The organism is Stutzerimonas marianensis, from assembly GCF_022810315.1.
Lineage (GTDB): Bacteria > Pseudomonadota > Gammaproteobacteria > Pseudomonadales > Pseudomonadaceae > Stutzerimonas > Stutzerimonas marianensis.
The window spans coordinates 26275-42630 of sequence record NZ_JALGRD010000006.1; the positions used below are offsets into that span (position 1 = coordinate 26275).

13 protein-coding genes are annotated in these 16356 nt (G+C 64.9%); 9 read left to right on the forward strand and 4 right to left on the reverse strand.

Annotated elements, in window-relative coordinates; genetic code table 11:
- Positions 1 to 95 precede the first annotated feature (95 nt).
- From MST27_RS11600 to MST27_RS11615, 4 genes are all read left to right on the forward strand, one after another.
- The gene (locus MST27_RS11600; protein WP_243606097.1) at positions 96 to 2096 is read left to right on the forward strand and encodes a peptidase U32 family protein; all 2001 of its coding nucleotides are present in this window, start codon (positions 96 to 98) and stop codon (positions 2094 to 2096) included.
- Positions 2097 to 2363: 267 nt separating this feature from the next.
- Positions 2364 to 3140, forward strand: coding sequence for a transporter substrate-binding domain-containing protein (locus tag MST27_RS11605; protein ID WP_243606098.1), 777 nt, complete (start codon positions 2364 to 2366; stop codon positions 3138 to 3140).
- Between the two features lie 188 nt (positions 3141 to 3328).
- Positions 3329 to 3742: a septal ring lytic transglycosylase RlpA family protein gene (locus MST27_RS11610; RefSeq protein ID WP_243606099.1), complete on the forward strand. Its 414-nt coding sequence runs from the start codon at positions 3329 to 3331 to the stop codon at positions 3740 to 3742.
- Positions 3743 to 3872: 130 nt separating this feature from the next.
- Positions 3873 to 5186, forward strand: coding sequence for a methyl-accepting chemotaxis protein (locus tag MST27_RS11615; protein ID WP_243606100.1), 1314 nt, complete (start codon positions 3873 to 3875; stop codon positions 5184 to 5186).
- 118 nt (positions 5187 to 5304) lie between these two features.
- On the opposite strand, the gene MST27_RS11620 is transcribed toward MST27_RS11615, so the two are convergent.
- Complete coding sequence (locus MST27_RS11620; protein ID WP_243606101.1) at positions 5305 to 6495, reverse strand: sugar transporter; 1191 nt, start codon at positions 6493 to 6495, stop codon at positions 5305 to 5307.
- 342 nt (positions 6496 to 6837) lie between these two features.
- On the opposite strand from MST27_RS11620, the gene MST27_RS11625 reads away from it, so the two are divergent.
- Both MST27_RS11625 and MST27_RS11630 read left to right on the forward strand, forming a co-directional pair.
- Entirely contained in the window at positions 6838 to 7701 is an 864-nt protein-coding gene (locus tag MST27_RS11625; protein WP_243606102.1) for an SDR family oxidoreductase, read from the forward strand.
- Between the two features lie 159 nt (positions 7702 to 7860).
- On the forward strand, positions 7861 to 8457 hold the full coding sequence (locus tag MST27_RS11630; protein WP_243606103.1) for a hypothetical protein: 597 nt from the start codon (positions 7861 to 7863) through the stop codon (positions 8455 to 8457).
- Positions 8458 to 8467: 10 nt separating this feature from the next.
- Here MST27_RS11630 and MST27_RS11635 read toward each other — a convergent pair whose 3' ends face one another.
- The 3 genes from MST27_RS11635 to MST27_RS11645 form a co-directional block, all read right to left on the reverse strand.
- Entirely contained in the window at positions 8468 to 9250 is a 783-nt protein-coding gene (locus MST27_RS11635; RefSeq protein WP_243606361.1) for a dienelactone hydrolase family protein, read from the reverse strand.
- A gap of 88 nt (positions 9251 to 9338) precedes the next feature.
- On the reverse strand, positions 9339 to 10127 hold the full coding sequence (locus tag MST27_RS11640) for a DUF72 domain-containing protein (RefSeq protein ID WP_243606104.1): 789 nt from the start codon (positions 10125 to 10127) through the stop codon (positions 9339 to 9341).
- Positions 10120 to 11379: an acyltransferase family protein gene (locus MST27_RS11645; protein ID WP_243606105.1), complete on the reverse strand. Its 1260-nt coding sequence runs from the start codon at positions 11377 to 11379 to the stop codon at positions 10120 to 10122. The genes MST27_RS11640 and MST27_RS11645 overlap by 8 nt, the downstream gene beginning before the upstream one ends.
- A 181-nt stretch (positions 11380 to 11560) precedes the next feature.
- Here MST27_RS11645 and MST27_RS11650 point away from each other — a divergent pair, with 181 nt between their 5' ends.
- The 3 genes from MST27_RS11650 (at position 11561) to MST27_RS11660 (ending at position 16258) form a co-directional block, all read left to right on the forward strand.
- On the forward strand, positions 11561 to 12652 hold the full coding sequence (locus MST27_RS11650) for a serine hydrolase (protein ID WP_243606106.1): 1092 nt from the start codon (positions 11561 to 11563) through the stop codon (positions 12650 to 12652).
- Positions 12649 to 13731, forward strand: coding sequence for a serine hydrolase (locus MST27_RS11655; protein ID WP_243606107.1), 1083 nt, complete (start codon positions 12649 to 12651; stop codon positions 13729 to 13731). Before MST27_RS11650 ends, MST27_RS11655 begins: the two co-directional genes overlap by 4 nt.
- 91 nt (positions 13732 to 13822) lie before the next feature.
- Entirely contained in the window at positions 13823 to 16258 is a 2436-nt protein-coding gene (locus tag MST27_RS11660) for a helicase-related protein (protein WP_243606108.1), read from the forward strand.
- The last annotated feature ends 98 nt before the right edge of the window (positions 16259 to 16356 follow it).

Sequence of the window (16356 nt, forward strand, 5' to 3'; positions counted from 1 at the left end):
CCCCTCCGCCGAGTGGTCACGCGCCCGGCGGCCAACCCCAAACCGGCCGCAAGCCATTACAATGCGCGACTTTCGATTCATGCCGGTCCGCGCCCATGTCCCTACCCCAGCACCACCTCGAACTGCTCTCCCCCGCCCGAGATGCGTCCATCGCGCGCGAAGCCATCCTGCATGGCGCCGATGCGGTGTACATCGGCGGGCCGAGCTTCGGGGCGCGGCACAACGCCGAGAACAGCGTGGCGGACATCGCCGAGCTGGTGAAATTCGCCCACATGTTCCACGCGCGGGTGTTCGTCACCCTCAACACCATCCTCCATGACGACGAGCTGGAGGCCGCGCGCAAACTGATCTGGCAGCTCCACGAGATCGGTGTCGATGCGCTGATCGTGCAGGACATGGGCGTGATGGAGATGGACCTGCCGCCGATCGAGATCCACGCCAGCACCCAAACGGATATCCGCACCCTGGAGCGAGCGAAGTTCCTGTCCCGGGCCGGTTTCTCGCAGCTGGTGCTGGCGCGCGAGCTGAATCTGCAGGAAATCCGCGCGATTGCGGACGAAGTGGATGCGGCCATCGAGTTCTTCATCCACGGCGCGCTGTGCGTGGCGTTTTCCGGCCAGTGCAACATCAGCCATGCGCAAACCGGCCGCAGCGCCAACCGTGGTGATTGCTCGCAAGCCTGCCGCCTCCCTTACACGTTGAAGGATGACCAGGGCCGCGTGGTGGCCTTCGACAAGCACCTGCTGTCGATGAAGGACAACAACCAGAGCGCCAACCTGCGCGCGCTGGTCGATGCCGGCGTGCGCTCATTCAAGATCGAGGGGCGCTACAAGGACGTGAGCTACGTCAAGAACATCACCGCGTACTACCGTCAGCGCCTGGACGAGATTCTCGAAGGCCGCCCCGATCTGCAACGCGCCTCCAGCGGCCGTACCGAACATTTCTTCGTGCCGGACCCGGACAAGACCTTCCACCGGGGCAGCACCGACTATTTCGTCACCGACCGCAAGATCGACATCGGCGCCTTCGACTCGCCGACCTTCACCGGCCTTGCGGTCGGCGAAGTGCTCAAGGTCGGCAAACATGACCTGACCGTGCAGACCCGCGAGCCGTTGTCCAACGGCGACGGGCTCAATGTGCTGGTCAAGCGCGAGGTGGTGGGCTTCCGCGCCAGCGTGGTCGAGCCGCTCGCGCAGTTCGAGGAAGACGGCCAGCCGCTCTGGCAGTACCGCGTCGAGCCCAACGAGATGCCGGCGGCCCTGCGCCAGTTGCGGCCCAACCATCCGCTCAACCGCAACCTGGATCACAACTGGCAACAGGCACTGCTGAAAACGTCCGCCGAGCGCCGCGTCGGCGTGCGCTGGCTGGCCCGCCTGCGAGCGGACGACCTCGAGTTGCATGTCACCAGCGAAGAAGGCGCCTACGCCACGGCCACCCTGCCCGGCCCGTTCGGCGAAGCGAAAAAGCCCGAGCAGGTGCCCGGCCAGATCGCCGACCTGCTGAGCCAGCTGGGGACGACGATCTACCACGCCGAAGAAGTCGAAGTGGACGCCCCGCAGGCGTTCTTCATCCCGAACTCGCAACTCAAGGCGCTGCGCCGCGAAGCCATCGAGGCGCTGACCGACGCGCGCGAAGCCATCCGCCCGCGCGGCGGGCGCAAGCCGGTCAGCGTGCCACCGCCCGTCTATCCTGAGTCGCACCTGTCGTTCCTCTACAACGTCTACAACGAGAAAGCCCGGGCCTTCTATCACCGTTATGGCGTGCAGCTGATCGATGCGGCCTACGAGGCCCACGAAGAAACCGGCGAAGTGCCGGTGATGATCACCAAGCACTGCCTGCGCTTCTCCTTCAACCTCTGCCCGAAACAGGCCAAGGGCGTGACGGGCGTGCGCACCAAGGTCGCGCCAATGCAGCTGGTACATGGCGACGAGGTGCTGACCCTGAAGTTCGACTGCAAGCCCTGCGAGATGCACGTGATCGGCAAGATCAAGGGCAACATCCTCAACCTGCCGCAACCGGGCAGCGCCGCCAGCGTGGTCGGCCACATCACGCCGGACGACCTGATGAAGACCATTCGCAGCAAGCCGCACGCCTGAGGCTTGTGGGAACAAGCTCGGAGTTACGCAGAGTGGCCGAATGAATTCGGCCCTATAACGACCGGCGGAGGACCCGAGCGCCCAGATAAGCCGGCCCCGGACTGGGTAGGGCCGAACTTGTTCGGCCGCGGGCACTGCGGAAAGCGGTGGTACGCCCTGACGCAAATCCTCTTGTGAGATTTGGTCGCTCTCCGTTACGTTCGAGGTGCCCAACTGACGGGTCAGAACAATAACGGCCGCCTCGGCCTGCCCTTGCAAGGAAACACCATGAGATCTCTGATTGCAGCTGGCGTCTTGCTGGCCAGCGGCGCGACCTTCGCCGCGCCCTCTTCCTCAGTGCTCGATCAAGTCCAACAGCGCGGTACGCTGAAGGTCTGCACGACCGGCGACTACAAGCCCTACACCTTCCTGCGCGACGACAAGCAGTACGAGGGGATCGACATTGCGCTGGCCGAATCGCTGGCCAAGTCGCTCGGCGTGACGGTCCAGTGGGTGCCGACGACCTGGAAGACGCTGATGCCGGACTTCCTGGCTCAGTGCGACATGGCCGTCGGCGGCGTCTCCATTTCGCTGGAGCGGCAGAAAAAGGCGTTCTTCAGCGACCCCATCACCGTTGACGGCAAGATCCCCTTCGTCCGCTGCGACGAGGTCGAGAAGTACCAGACCATCGAACAGCTCAACCAGCCTTCAGTACGCCTGATCGAGCCACCAGGCGGCACCAACGAGGCCTTCGTACATCGCGAGTTGCCCAAGGCGCAGCTCGAGCTGTTCCATGACAACACCGTGATCTTCAAATCCGTCGCCGACAACAAGGCCGACGTGATGATCACCGACTCGTCAGAGGCGCAGTACCAGCAGCGCAACTACCCGACCCTGTGTGCGGTGAACCCCGACAAACCCCTGCAGTACAGCGAAAAGGCCTTTCTGCTCCCGCGTGACGATGTAGCGTTCAAGGCCTACGTCGATCAGTGGCTGCACCTGACCAAGGCCACCGGGGAATACCAGCGCATCGCGGACGAGTGGCTGGCAAAGCCCGGCGATTGACGGCAGCCGATGAGCCGCGCGCTGGAATCAGAACGTCCCGTCAGCGCTCAAGCGTGCGGTTCTCGGTCAATTTGTCGTCCACAACGTAGATAGCTCGCACCGTTTCCATAGACACCGATCGCACGAAGCCTGGGGCGATCGCTCGATACCCGTCGACACAGCCTCGGATAGGCAGACAAGGAACGAACATGCTCAAAGGGTCAACTCGCTGGATCGCAATCTCGTTATTTGCCGCGCTGGCCGGTTGCGCGACGCCGCCGAAGGAGCCACCAACCGGCACCGAGCCCCGGCCGGTCACCGAGCAGGGTGAAGCTATAGGCTCTGGCAAGGCCTCCTTTTATGCTCAACAGCACCATGGCAAGTTGACCGCCAACGGCGAACGCTTCGACCAGGGAGCGCTGACCGCCGCCCACCGGACGCTGCCGTTCGGCACCAGAGTCCGGGTGGTCAACGCTCGCAATGGCAAGAGCGTGGTAGTGCGCATCAACGACCGCGGCCCTTATGTCCGCGGCCGCGTCATCGACCTGTCCAAAGCCGCATTCCAGCGCATCGCCAGCACCCGCGCCGGGGTGATCCGTGTTCGCCTCGAACGGCTGGACTGAGCGGCACGCGGCCCAAGCTGGCGGCAAGTTGAATCTCCGCATGCGCCGCTGGCAGCGGACGAGCTGCAATCAAGTATCCGGAAGCTGCGCCGATAGAGCTGGCACGTCAACTCACCTTTCGGTGCTACACATGTTCAACGGCCGTCTCAAAAAACAACTCGAAGAGCAATCCGAGGAGCTGCTGCAGCTTCGTCAACTGCGCGAGCAGATCGAAGCGACGAAGCTGTCCATCACGCTGGACACGGAGCTCAGGATGAAGACGGTGAACAAAGCGTTCGCCAAGGCACTCGGCTATCAGCCCGAGCAATTGACTGGTCGTGCCATGGCGGAGATTGTTCCCGCCTACGTGAAACAATTGCCCTGCTACCACAACTTCCGAGCAGCCGTAGCAAAGCACGACCCCATCAGCGACAACTACCGCTTCCTGAGCGCCAGCGGCAGCCTCGTCTGGCTGCACATCGAGTGGTATCCGATCCGCGATGCGCAAGGTGGGCTGCACCACATCAGCGGCTTCGCCCGCGAAGTGACGCGCGAGCTGCAGCTGGCCAAGGAGAACGAAGCCTTCATCAACGCCCTGCTGCGCTCGACCGCGGTTATCCAGTTCAACCTGGACGGCACCATCGTCACCGCCAACGAGCAATTCCTGAAGGGCACCGGCTATTCGCTCCAGCAGATCGTCGGCAAGCACCACAGCATGTTCTGCACCCAGGAAGAGGCCTCCTCCGCGCAGTACAGGGCATTCTGGGAAACCCTCAATCGCGGTGAGTTCGTCGCCGACCGCTTCAAGCGTGTCGACAGCCATGGGCGCGACCTCTGGCTGGAAGCGACCTACAACCCGGTATTCGATGCCGAGGGCAAACTCTGCAAGGTGGTCAAGTTCGCCAGCGTGGTAACCGATCAGGTAGCACGTGAAGAAGAAGTACGCGAGGCGGCCAGCATCGCCTATGACGTGTCACGGCAGACCGACACCCGTGCCGAACGCGGTGCCGTGGTGGTCAAGAACACGGTCGCAACCATGCAGCGCATCGCGGCCGAGGTGGAATCCGCCACCCAGGGTATCGAAGCCCTGGGCCAGCAATCCTTGCTCATCAGCTCGATCGTCCAGACCATCGGCGGCATTGCCGCGCAGACCAACCTGCTGGCGCTCAACGCGGCCATCGAAGCGGCGCGTGCCGGCGAGCAGGGCCGGGGTTTTGCGGTCGTGGCCGACGAAGTTCGCCAGCTGGCGGGCCGGACCAGCGCCGCCACCGAGGAGATCGTCGCCGTGGTGCAGAAGAACCAGACCCTGGTCGACGACGCCGTACGGGAGATGGCCAACAGCCGCGAACAGGCGGCCGAAGGGCTGAATCTCGCCAATCAGGCCGGCGCCGTGATCGTCGAGATCCAGGACGGCGCCAAGCAGGTCGTCAGCGCGGTCGGACGTTTCGCCAACGAACTGAACTGACGCCACCGCACCCGAAGCCGCCGGCCCTGCATTCGAGCAGGGCCGGCGTTCTGCTAGCCCGAGGCGGCCAAGGCCTGCCGTGGACCGCCTCGCTCGGCACCCCGCGCGGGTTGACGCCTCAGCCGACAGCCGTTTCCACCGGCCGCGCGAAGCGATAGGCGGCGAAACAGCAGAGCACCACGCCCGCCAGCGCCAGCAACCCGCCGACCATCCCAACATTCGCCAGGCCCAGCTGGCGCACCACCAGACTGCCCATCAGGGCGCCTGCGCCTATGCCAATGTTGTAGATACCCGAAAACATCGCCATGGCCACGTCCGTCGCGTCCGACGCCAGGTTCAGCACCTTCGCCTGCAGGCCAAGGCCGAAGCACATGCCGGCGATGCCCCACACCACCACCAGCGCCCCGAGCAGCGAGCTGTCACGCGCAGCGGGCAGCAACAGCAGCAAGCAGGTCGCCATGACCGATATCGCCGCGATCAGGAACCCCTTCGGATAGCGCGTGCTGTATCGGCTGAACAGCATCGAGCCGAGGATACCGGCACCCCCGAAGAGCAACAGCAGCGCCGTGGTCATGTCGCCGCTCAGGTGAGCGATGGTCTGAGCGAAGGGTTCGATGTAGGTGTACGCGGTGAACTGCGCAGTGATGACCAGGGCGGTCAGCACATAGGTGGCGACCAGCGCCGGGCGGCGGAACAGCACCGGCAGGCTGCGCAGCGAACCGGAGTTCTGGCTCGGCAGCAATGGCAGCGTGCGCGCCAGGCAAATCACCACGAGGCTGGCGATGATCGCGATAGCGAGAAAGGTGGTCCGCCAGCCCAGCATCTCCCCGACCACGCGCCCCAGCGGGATGCCCAGCACCATGGCCAGCGCACTGCCTGTCGCGAGCAACCCAAGCGCCTGCGCCTGCCGACCCGGCGGCGCCACTCGCACCGCCAGGGACGCTGTGATCGACCAGAACACCGCATGCGCCAGGGCAATCCCGACACGACTGACCATCAGCATGCCGAAGCTCGAGGCCACGCTCGACACCAGATGGCTGCCGATGAACACCACGAAGACGAACATCAGCAAGGTGCGCCGTTCGACGTTGCGTGTCATCAGCATCATCGGCAGCGACATCAGCGCGACCACCCAGGCGTAGATCGTCAGCATCAGCCCGACCTGCGACGGTGGCATGTCGAACGAGCGACCAATATCGCTGAGCAAGGCGACCGGGACGAACTCGGTGGTGTTGAAGATGAAGGCGGCTAGGGCCAGTGCGACGACACTGAGCCAGCTCCCGCCGGTGGTGCTTTGGGTTTCGTTCATTCGGGCCGTTCTGAAAAGCAATGCCTTCGGCCGCCAGAGCCTCCCGAACGGAGGTCAGCGCGAAGGGCGGTGATGAAAAGGACGATGCGCCTGAAGCCCAACGACGAACTCTCCCGCCGCTTCGAGCAAGCGCGAGGACAGGTACGGGTTCGGGAGAAGTTTCAGGTGGCAGGTCTGAGCGGCGCGGATTCTACGCCCGGCGCGGGGCGCTGTCAGGCATCGCGCGGCCCCGGCGACCAGCGGCGAGCAACCGATGAGGAACGCACCCCGCTCGGCACCCGACCGAAACTTTCCCGGCGGGTATCAGCCGTAACTAGACCGACCCACCCACCTGGAGCAGTCATGGCCTACCCGAAGATCCCCGCACAGAAGCAGGACCGCCAGCCCGGCCTGGAAAGCGAAATGAACCCGCCCGCCGAATTCATCCGCGACAGCTACAAGGGCAGCGGCAAGCTGGCCGGCAAGGTCGCGCTGGTCAGCGGCGGCGACAGCGGCATCGGCCGGGCGGCGGCGGTGCATTTCGCCCGCGAGGGCGCGGACGTCGCCATCATGTACCTGGATGAACACGAGGACGCCGCCGCGGCGCAGCAGATGATCGAAGCCGAGGGCCAGCGCTGCCTGCTGCTACCCGGCGACGTGCGTGACAGTCGCTACTGCAACGACGCGGTGCAGCAGACGGTCAAGGCCTTCGGCCGCCTCGATGTGCTGGTCAACAACGCCGGACGGCAGGAAGTGCGCACGCGGCTGGAAGACATCACCGACGAGCAGTGGGAAACCACCTTTGCCACCAACATCCACGGCTATTTCTACCTGACCCGCGCCGCCCTGCCCCACCTGAAGGCCGGCGCCTCGATCATCAACACCACCTCGATCAACTCCTTCATCGGCAACCCGATGCTGGTCGACTACACCGCGACCAAGGGCGCCATCGACGGCTTCACCCGCGCCCTGTCGCAACAGCTGATCGAGCGCGAGATCCGCGTCAACCAGATCGCGCCCGGCCCGATCTGGACGCCCCTGCAGCCGGCCACCATCGGCCGGCACGACCCGCAGATGCTCGAAGGCTTCGGTAGCCAGATGCCCATGGGCCGCTGCGGCCAACCCTCTGAGCTGGGCCCGGCATACGTCTACCTCGCCTGCGAGGATTCCTCCTATGTCAGCGGTCAGACCATCCACATCAATGGCGGAAAGGTGGTCAACGGCTGAGCGGCCACGCAGGCGCATGGTGGCCTGGCGAAGCATCGCGTAACCCCTACGCAGGGAACCATCGTCGAGCCTGTCGCGCCCAAGAATGAGGACGGCCGGCACGACGCCCGGCCCGCCTCTCAATCGCAGCCAGCGCTGCCCACAGAATCAGGTGATGTCATGCCCCAGATCCTCATCGCGGCTTTCGACCGCTACGCCGAAGCCGAGCAAGTCAAAACCGAACTCCTGGGCCAGGGGGTAGCCAGCACGGATATCCAGATCTCCGCCTCGTTCAATCCCGAGACGGTCAACAGCAGCCGTGTGGAAGTCGTCGGCGAGGAGCCGGATCAGGACGCGACGGTCACCGACAAGATCGGCAGTTTCTTTCACAAGGTGTTCGGGGACGGGTCCAGCCAGCATGCCGGACGCTATCCCGAAGCAGCTCGGCGCGGTTCCACGGTGGTGACCGTCAGCCTGGACGACGAAAGCCAGGTCTCGATGGTCGAACGAATCATGGAGCGAAACGGCGCGATCGATATCGACGAGCGCAGCGCGAAGTGGGGCAGCGACGAAGCGACTCCGGTCACCGCCAGCACCGAGACGCTGACCACCGGCTATCCCGAAGCAGCCTCGGTCAGCGAAGACGAGCGCAAGCTCAACGGCATGGCCAGCGCGGATCGCGGCGCGGACGACGGCTCGATCCCGGGCCGCGCGGAAAACGACAAGGCCGCGCGCCGCGACAACACGGCGGGACGGGTGAGGATCATCCCGCGCTGATCCAGCGTGCCTACCGCGTCGCGAACACCTCGTCGAGCAAGTCGTTCATGGCCGCGAAAGCGCGCCTCGCCACCTCCGGGTTGTACTCGTTGCGGCCCGGTACGTTGGCGTAGGGGTCCGTAAACGAATGCACGGCGTTGCCGTAGCTCACCAGTTGCCAGTCGACATCGGTGGCCTTCATCTCGTCGATGAATCCCTCGACCTGCTCCGGCGGAACGGCCGGATCATCGGCGCCATGCAGCACCAGCACCGGCGCCTGGATCTGTTTGGCGTCGTCGGGATCGGGCGTATCGAGGTTGCCGTGGAACGAGATGAAAGCGTCAAGATCGGCGCCGGATCTCGCCAGTTCGAGCACTGACCCTCCGCCAAAGCAGAAGCCGATCGCCGCCATCCTGCCAGTGTCGATCGGCACTTCCGTTTGCGCCTTGAACGCGTCCGCTGCCGCCTGCGCGCGCTTGCGCATCAGCGGGCGATCGCCGCGTACCGCCGAAGCGGCGGCCTTGGCCTCGTCCGGGTTGGAGGGCCGCACGGCCTTGCCGTACATGTCCGCCATGAACACCACGTATTTTTCGCCGGCCGCACGCGCCGCCTTTTCTGCCGAGCGCTCGGTCACGCCCAGCCAGTTGGGCACCATCACCAGGCCAGGCCGCGCGGTGGTGACCGCATCGTCATAGACAAGCAGCCCCTCGAAGGGCTCGCCGTCAATCTCGTAGGCGAGCGGTTTGACGACGGTTGCCGCTTCGACGGCTCCGATCGACCCCGCCAGCGCCAAGGCCACGCATGACTTTTTCATCGAATGAGTCCCTCTCGTTAATGCGTTCATCAACAGTAGAGGAAATCACCGCAGGCGCTTTGCCGACCGGCCGGGATAGCGTTTCGATTTATGTCGGCCGAACCCGATCGGCCCGCCAGACCGCGCCGTGCGGATGCCGATCACTCGAGCGCAGCTCGTCCAGCGCGAGCGCGTTGGCTGTCGCGGCGCCGCTGGCGGTGTTGTCGAAAATGCACCATTGCGGCACATCGACCGGAGCCTCGGCCAGCCGTGCGTCCAATCGTTCCAGCCAGTCGGGCTCGTAGGACGAGTAATAAACGCGTGGCGAGCCGTGCAGGCGGTAATAGCGCATGCCCGCCCAACCCGCCGGCTCGGCCGCCTCGGCAAAAGGCGCGGGATCGGCGGCGACTCGTGCGACTCGCATGCGCTGCAGCAGGGGTTCGGCCTCGAGCCAGCTCGGGTGGCGCGGCTCGAAGGCCACGAAGCCGCCATGACGCGCCCGTAGCGAGCCGAAGAAGGCCTCGGCACTGTCTGGCTCGTAGGCAAGCGAGGGCGGCAGCTGGACCAGCAGGCAGCCCAGTTTCTCGCCAAGGTGCCCGCACTCCTGCAGGAAGGCCTCGAGCAAGGCTTCGCATCCGACCAGGCGCGCTTCGTGGGTGATCTGTCTCGGCACCTTCACGCTGAAACGAAAGCCGGGCGGTACGCCGTCGGCCCAGCGAGCGTAGGTTGCCGGTCGGTGCGCGCGGTAGAAGGAGCTGTTGATCTCCACGGCGGACAGCCGGGCGGCGTAGCGCTGCAGGTGGGTGCCGGCGGCCGGAAAGTGCGGCCACTGTTCACGCGGCAAGCTCCAACCCGCCGTGCCGAGATAAAGGCTTCCCACGGCTCGCCCCTCAGCCATGTTTCGTCTGCACGGGCAGTCGCCTGAGCAGCCACTTTCGCACCGGCACCACGGCGTGTTCCTGTGCCCAGACGCAAAGCACCACGGTCAGCAGCAGGTACAGCGGGTAGAGCCACAACGACAATGTCTGCTCCCCGGCCTGAACGGCACAGGCCGCCCAGTCGTCCAGGCAGCGAGCCGAAGCCACGCTGAGCGCTTTCTCCGTACGCGAGAACAGCACGAAGGCCGGCACGTGCAGCACGAACAATGGCAAGGACGCGGTACCCAGGCGTTGCGACCAGAGGTTCAGCCGCTCACGCTTGGGCGTGCGGATCAGGGCGAACAGGTAGATCAGCATCAATTGCGCAGGCAGCAGCAAGCCGTTGTGCAGCAGGAAGTACCAGTACTTCTCGCCCTTGAGCAGCCAGATCGCGAGCAGGAAGCAGCACAGGACGAACCCGGCCATCAGCAGCCTCAGCGCGCCGTTCGGCACCCGGCCGGCAGTCTGGTGCTCGCGAAACAGCCCGTAGGCGAGGATACCCGCGAGAAATTCCGGCAAGCGCAGCAAGGGCATGCGGTGCAGCATGCCTGTAAAAGGAATGCCGTACTCCTGCTGCAGGATGACCCACACCGGCGGGACCAGATAGAGCAGCACCACCACGGTCAGCCAGGCAACCTTGTGCGGCGTACGCATCAACCGGGGCGCCAGCAGGGGGAAGGTCAGGTAGAAGAAGAACAGGGTCGAAATCGACCACAGCGGCGGATTGAAGGTCAGGTAATAGGGATTCCAGGCCTGCAGCATGAACAGCTGGAGCACGAAATTGAGCAGCAGCTCGCCATTGCTCATGAAGTGCTCCAACGTCTCGCGCGAGGCGTCGCCCAGGTCCTCGTTGGTGTCATAGACGACGAATCGCAGCGTGGCCTTGGTGTCGTCCGGCGGGATGCCAAGGTTGGCGATGATCAGCAGTACCACGGCCGTCAACGCCAACGAGAACAGGTGAAGCGGGTAAAGATTGGCGAAGCGCCGGCTGAGAAAGCTCCGCCCCGGCTCGCGCATGCGCCCCTGCTGACAATAGACATGCGCCAGCAGGAAGCCGGACAGCGCGAAAAAGCTGCTGGTGGCGAAGAAGCCGACGCCGGTGAGATCCGCCACCCAGTCGGGCAACGAGGTCTCGGCATAGTTGTGAAGGGTGTGGAAACACACGATATACAGACCAAGCGAGAAGCGCAGCCACTCGAGCCCGATGAATTTGTCCTTGCTGACCTGCTCCACTCGAGGCTCCTGCATCCAAGACCGGCGACATCCAAGCACTAGGACGCCCAACGACGGCCAGTCGTTCGATCACCCGCGCGGCGGCGGCGCGCCAGATGAATTTAGTCACCATTGAACGGCGCACGGGCCGCGCGGGCTGGGGTCATACAACAGAACCCATCTTGCAGGAGGTCCGACTGCAGTGCTGTCCCGAGTCATTTATCGCCTTCCCGCCGGCCATGCTCTTTCCCTGCTGCTGGCCGTATTCCTCCTCAATGTCTCGCTGCCGGCCTGCGCCCAGGAAGGTTTCAGTTGGGCGGAAGACCTGCTCCAGCGCGTGGCCGAAGTGGACGAGCAGACGTCCGGCGAGCTGGGGGTTTTCGTCAAGGATCTCGACAGCGGCGTCTCGGCGTCCTATCACGGCGATGAGCGCTGGTACCTCGCCTCGACCGTGAAGGTGCCGGTGGCGATCGCGATCATGCGCCGGGTCGACCAGGGTACGCTGAGCCTCGACAGCACCGTGCGCCTGATGGAGTCCGACTACGTCGACGGCGCCGGGCCGACCAACAGCCACGCGCCGGGGACGCGCCTGAGCGTGCGCTACCTTATGGATCAGATGCTGATCCACAGCGACAACACCGCCAGCGACATGTTGATCAGCCTGGTCGGGCTGGAGGCGGTCAATGCCGTCACCGCCGAGCTCGTGCCCGAGGGCTTCGGCCCCATCACCTCGCTCGCCGATGTGCGCCGGCTCATCTACGGCGAATTTCATCCTGCCGCACGGCAGCTGTCGGGTCGCGACTTCCTGCGGCTGAAGCAGCAGCGCAGCGAAGCCGGCCGCCTGGAGCTGCTGGCCAGACTGCTCGGCGTGCCACAGCGCGAACTGCGCCCCATTCGCCTGAGCGAAGCCTACGAACGCTACTACGCCACGCCGAACAACTCGGCCACGCTGCAGGCCTACGGTGATCTGCTCGCGGCCCTGGTGGCCGGCAAGGCCGTGTCCCAGGCCAGCACCGAATACCTGCTGAGCGTGATGACGCGGGTACAGACCGGCGCCCAGCGCATCAAGGCCGGCCTGCCGGCCACGGTCAGCTACGCCCACAAAACCGGCACTCAGGTGGCACGCATCTGCGATGCCGGTCTGATTGCCCCGCCCCCGTTCCGCATCGCCGAGGCCAGCGGCCGCATCGTCGTGGTCGCCTGCGTGCGCGGCGCCGCCTCGACCGTCAAGGCCGAACGCGCCTTGCGGGGTGCCGGCGAAGCCATCACCGCCTCTGGAGTCTTACGCCTATGACACGCGTTGCGCTCGGCAACCGCAAATTTCTGGCACTCCCCGTGCTGATCGGCCTCGGCCTGGCGCTTTGGGCCTACCGGGAACAGGCCTATTCGGACTCCTGGCGCAACGCGCTGGAACAGGACGTGCGCCGCATCGAAGAAGACTCACCCGGCCGATTGGGGCTTTACGTCAAGCATCTGGGCGACGGCAAGGCGCTCGAATACGAAGCGGATCGATTCTGGTACCTCGGCTCCGCGGTCAAGGTGCCGATCGCGGTAGCGGTGCTACAGGGAGTCGACGCGGGCGAGCACAGCCTGGACGATGAACTGACCCTCGAGGCCAGCGACAAGGTCGATGGCTCCGGCGATCTGGTCTGGCAAGACAACGGCGTCGCCTACTCGGTGCGCACCCTGCTCAACGAGATGCTCATCGAGAGCGACAACACCGCAGCCAACATGCTGATTCGGCTGGTCGGCGAGGACCGGCTCAACGAGCGCACCCGAGAGAACATGGGCGGTAAGGGATTCGAGCGCATCACCGACTTCACCCAGGTTCGCCGTGACGTCTACGGCGAGCTGCACCCCGACGCGCGTGAGCTGGACAATATCGAACTGGTCAAGCTGGCCTCCGCCCCGTTCAGCCAGCCGCGCTACGAGGCCGTCGCCCGGGCGCTGGGCATCGGTACGGCCGACCTCAAGGCCGAGAGCATGGAGCAGGCTTATGCGCGCTATTACGCCCGCAAGCTCAACGCCAGCACCCTGGAAGCCTACGGCACTCTGCTGGAAAAGCTCGCCGAGGGCGATCTGCTTTCCGAAGCCAGCCGCGATCTGCTCTACAAGGACATGAAGCTCGACCGCTACGATGCCTACCGCCTCGAAGCCGGCCTGCCGAAACAGGTGCCCTTCATCCAGAAAACCGGCACACAACTGGAGCGCGCCTGCCACGTGGGCGTGATCGACCCGTTGTCCGAAGATCAGGCCAATACCGTGATCGTCGTGGCCTGCGCCGAAGCCATGGACGAAAATAACGAAGCCGGCACCGCGTTCGAAAAGGTCGGCGAGGCGATCAACCGGGCGTTGCTCGGCGACCCGGAGTGACGCGCCAGCAGCCGCCCGTCGAGCATGACACTCGTATTGCGGCGATCGATTGTCCAAACTGCGCAGATTTCTGATCAGTGAGGCGTCGATCATGCGCAAGGCCGAAACCAAGCACCGCCACGCCGTCAGGCTCGAGCGCCTGCAGCGTTTTCTGACCTGGGCGGCCGAGCGGCACCCGGATTTCGTGCCGAAGAAGAATCATCAGGAGCAGTGGTTCAGCACCTACCTTGGTCACCAGCCACCGGAGATCGGCCGCGCCGCACGACTGTTCTGGCTTGGTCTCGAAGCGCCGGCCGTCGAGACGGTGCTCGCGACACCCGAGCCCACCACCCTGCTCGGCCGCCTGCTCAATCGCGACGTCAATGCCTTCAGCTGCACGGTCGATCTGTTCGGAGTCCAGGTGATGTTCGACTGCGGCTCGGTGCAGACCCTGCTCGAGGCCGACCTCGCGCTGCGCATCCCGGACAGCGACTCCGCCGCGGCATTCGATCGGCACGTCAGCGACGCCGTCGAGGGGCTGGCCCGCGACCGGTTGCGAGTTCTCGAACGCCCCTTCGCAGCCATGAGCGATGAGCAGAAAGCGCGCAGCCTGGAGCGCCTGCCCGAGCGCTTGTCGCGGCTCGATGACTTCGCCGCCCGCGCCGTGGACACGCTCAACGAGGTGCTGCACGACCTGCGCTACGTCGTCGAACTGCGCCACGGCGAGGTCGCGCTGGACATGCAGCGGCGCATCCCGGGCGGCCAGGGCCATGTGCTCGGCGCGGACGAGGTTGCCGCGATCAAGCGCGAGGATCGCCAGGCCCTGCAGGCCAAGTTCGAGATGATGATCGAGGAGGCCGGCGACTTCGACCTGCAGCTGCTCGGTGAAAAGCGCCTCACCGAAGTGTTCATGATGGAGCCGAAGAAGCTGCGCCGGACCATCCGCTTCGCCCGTGAGGATCACCGCGAGAAGATGGCCTTCGCGGTGCTGCTGGAGAACAATCCGCGCTTCGTCCACTACCACAAGCTGTACGCCGCTCGGCGCATCACCCGTACCTGGACCGCCCTGCTCGGCCCGACCAATAGCGGCAAGACGCACCAGGCCATCGAGGCGATGACCGCGGTCAAACATGCCATCTACCTGTCACCGCTGCGCCTGATGGCGCTGGAAAACCAGGAGCGCATCGAGTCCATGGGCGTACCCTGCTCGCTGGTGACCGGCGAAGAGGAAATCATCCGCGAGGGCGCCACGCACTATTGCTGCACGGTCGAGGAATTCGCCCGCTTCCGGCACGAATCCTGGGACGTGGTGGTCATCGACGAAGTGCAGATGATGGCCGACTCGCAGCGCGGCTGGGCCTGGGTCGATGCGCTGGTCAGCGCCTATACCGAAGACCTGATCATGACCGGGCCCGAGCTGATCCAGCCAAGCCTGAAAACGCTATGTGACCTCTGCGAGGACGAGCTGGTCGTCAAGCGCACCAAGCGCCTCTCGCCGGTGGATGTGGCCCGTCGCTCGACCACCCTCAAGCAGCTCGACCCCGGTTCCATGCTGGTCGCTTTCAGCCGCAAGACCGTGCTGGAACTCAAGGCACTGCTGGAGATGACCGGCAAGACCGTTTCGGTGGTCTACGGCGCGCTGTCGCCGGAAGTACGCCGCGAGCAGGCCCGCCGCTTCCGCGAAGGCGAGGCGGACATCATGGTCGCCACCGACGCCGTCGGCATGGGCCTGAACATGCCCGCGCATACACTGTGCTTCTACACCGACGAGAAGTTCGACGGTATCCAGAGCCGCCAGCTCAAGGTGCAGGAGGTCAAGCAGATCGGTGGCCGTGCGGGTCGCTTCGGCCACCACGACAGCGGCGTGATCACCGCGCTCGATGCGCAGACGCTGCAATCGATCAAGCGCCTGTTCCACAGCGCCGACCTGCCGGTGGACCTGTCCCAGTTCCAGGTGCGGCCATCCATCGAACACCTGCAGGCCATCGCCGAGCTGATGAACGAACCCAGCCTGCTGCGCGCCTGGCTGACCTTCAACCGCAACATCAACTACGGCGCGGAATTCATCTCCGTGCTGCCGGATGAACTGGCCGAATGGATCAAGCTGATCGACGACCCGGCCATCGACCTGCCGCTGCGCTGGATCTTTGCCTGCACACCGATTCGCGGCGGCCTCGATAGTCCGGCCAGCCACCACGCCCAGCAGTGGTTAAAGAAAGTCGCACAGGACAAGGAAGTCCCGCTGCCAAGGCTGTTGATCGACGCCGACCTGGCCTCGCTGGAAAGCTCCCTGCACGTCATCGAAACCTACCTGCACCTGGCACGCACCCTGCCGGCGCACTTCCCGGCGCTCGAAAAGGCCGAGGAACACCGCAGCCTGCTCAACGGCGCCATCACCCGCGAATTGTCGCGGCAGCGCAAACCGCGCAGCTCGGACCGGCGCAAACTCTCCGGCGGTAGCCGCCAATGTCAGAAATGCGGCAGGGCGATGCCGGTCGCCGGGAAGCAATTCAGGCTGTGCCAGAGCTGCTTCAACGAGAGGCGGTGAGGCAGCCAGGCAGGGTTTGGGGGTATCGATCCTTCGCGTCGGAGCCGACCTGAGCAGGTTCGACGAAACCGACGGGCGAACGAGTGCGCCCCTACAAC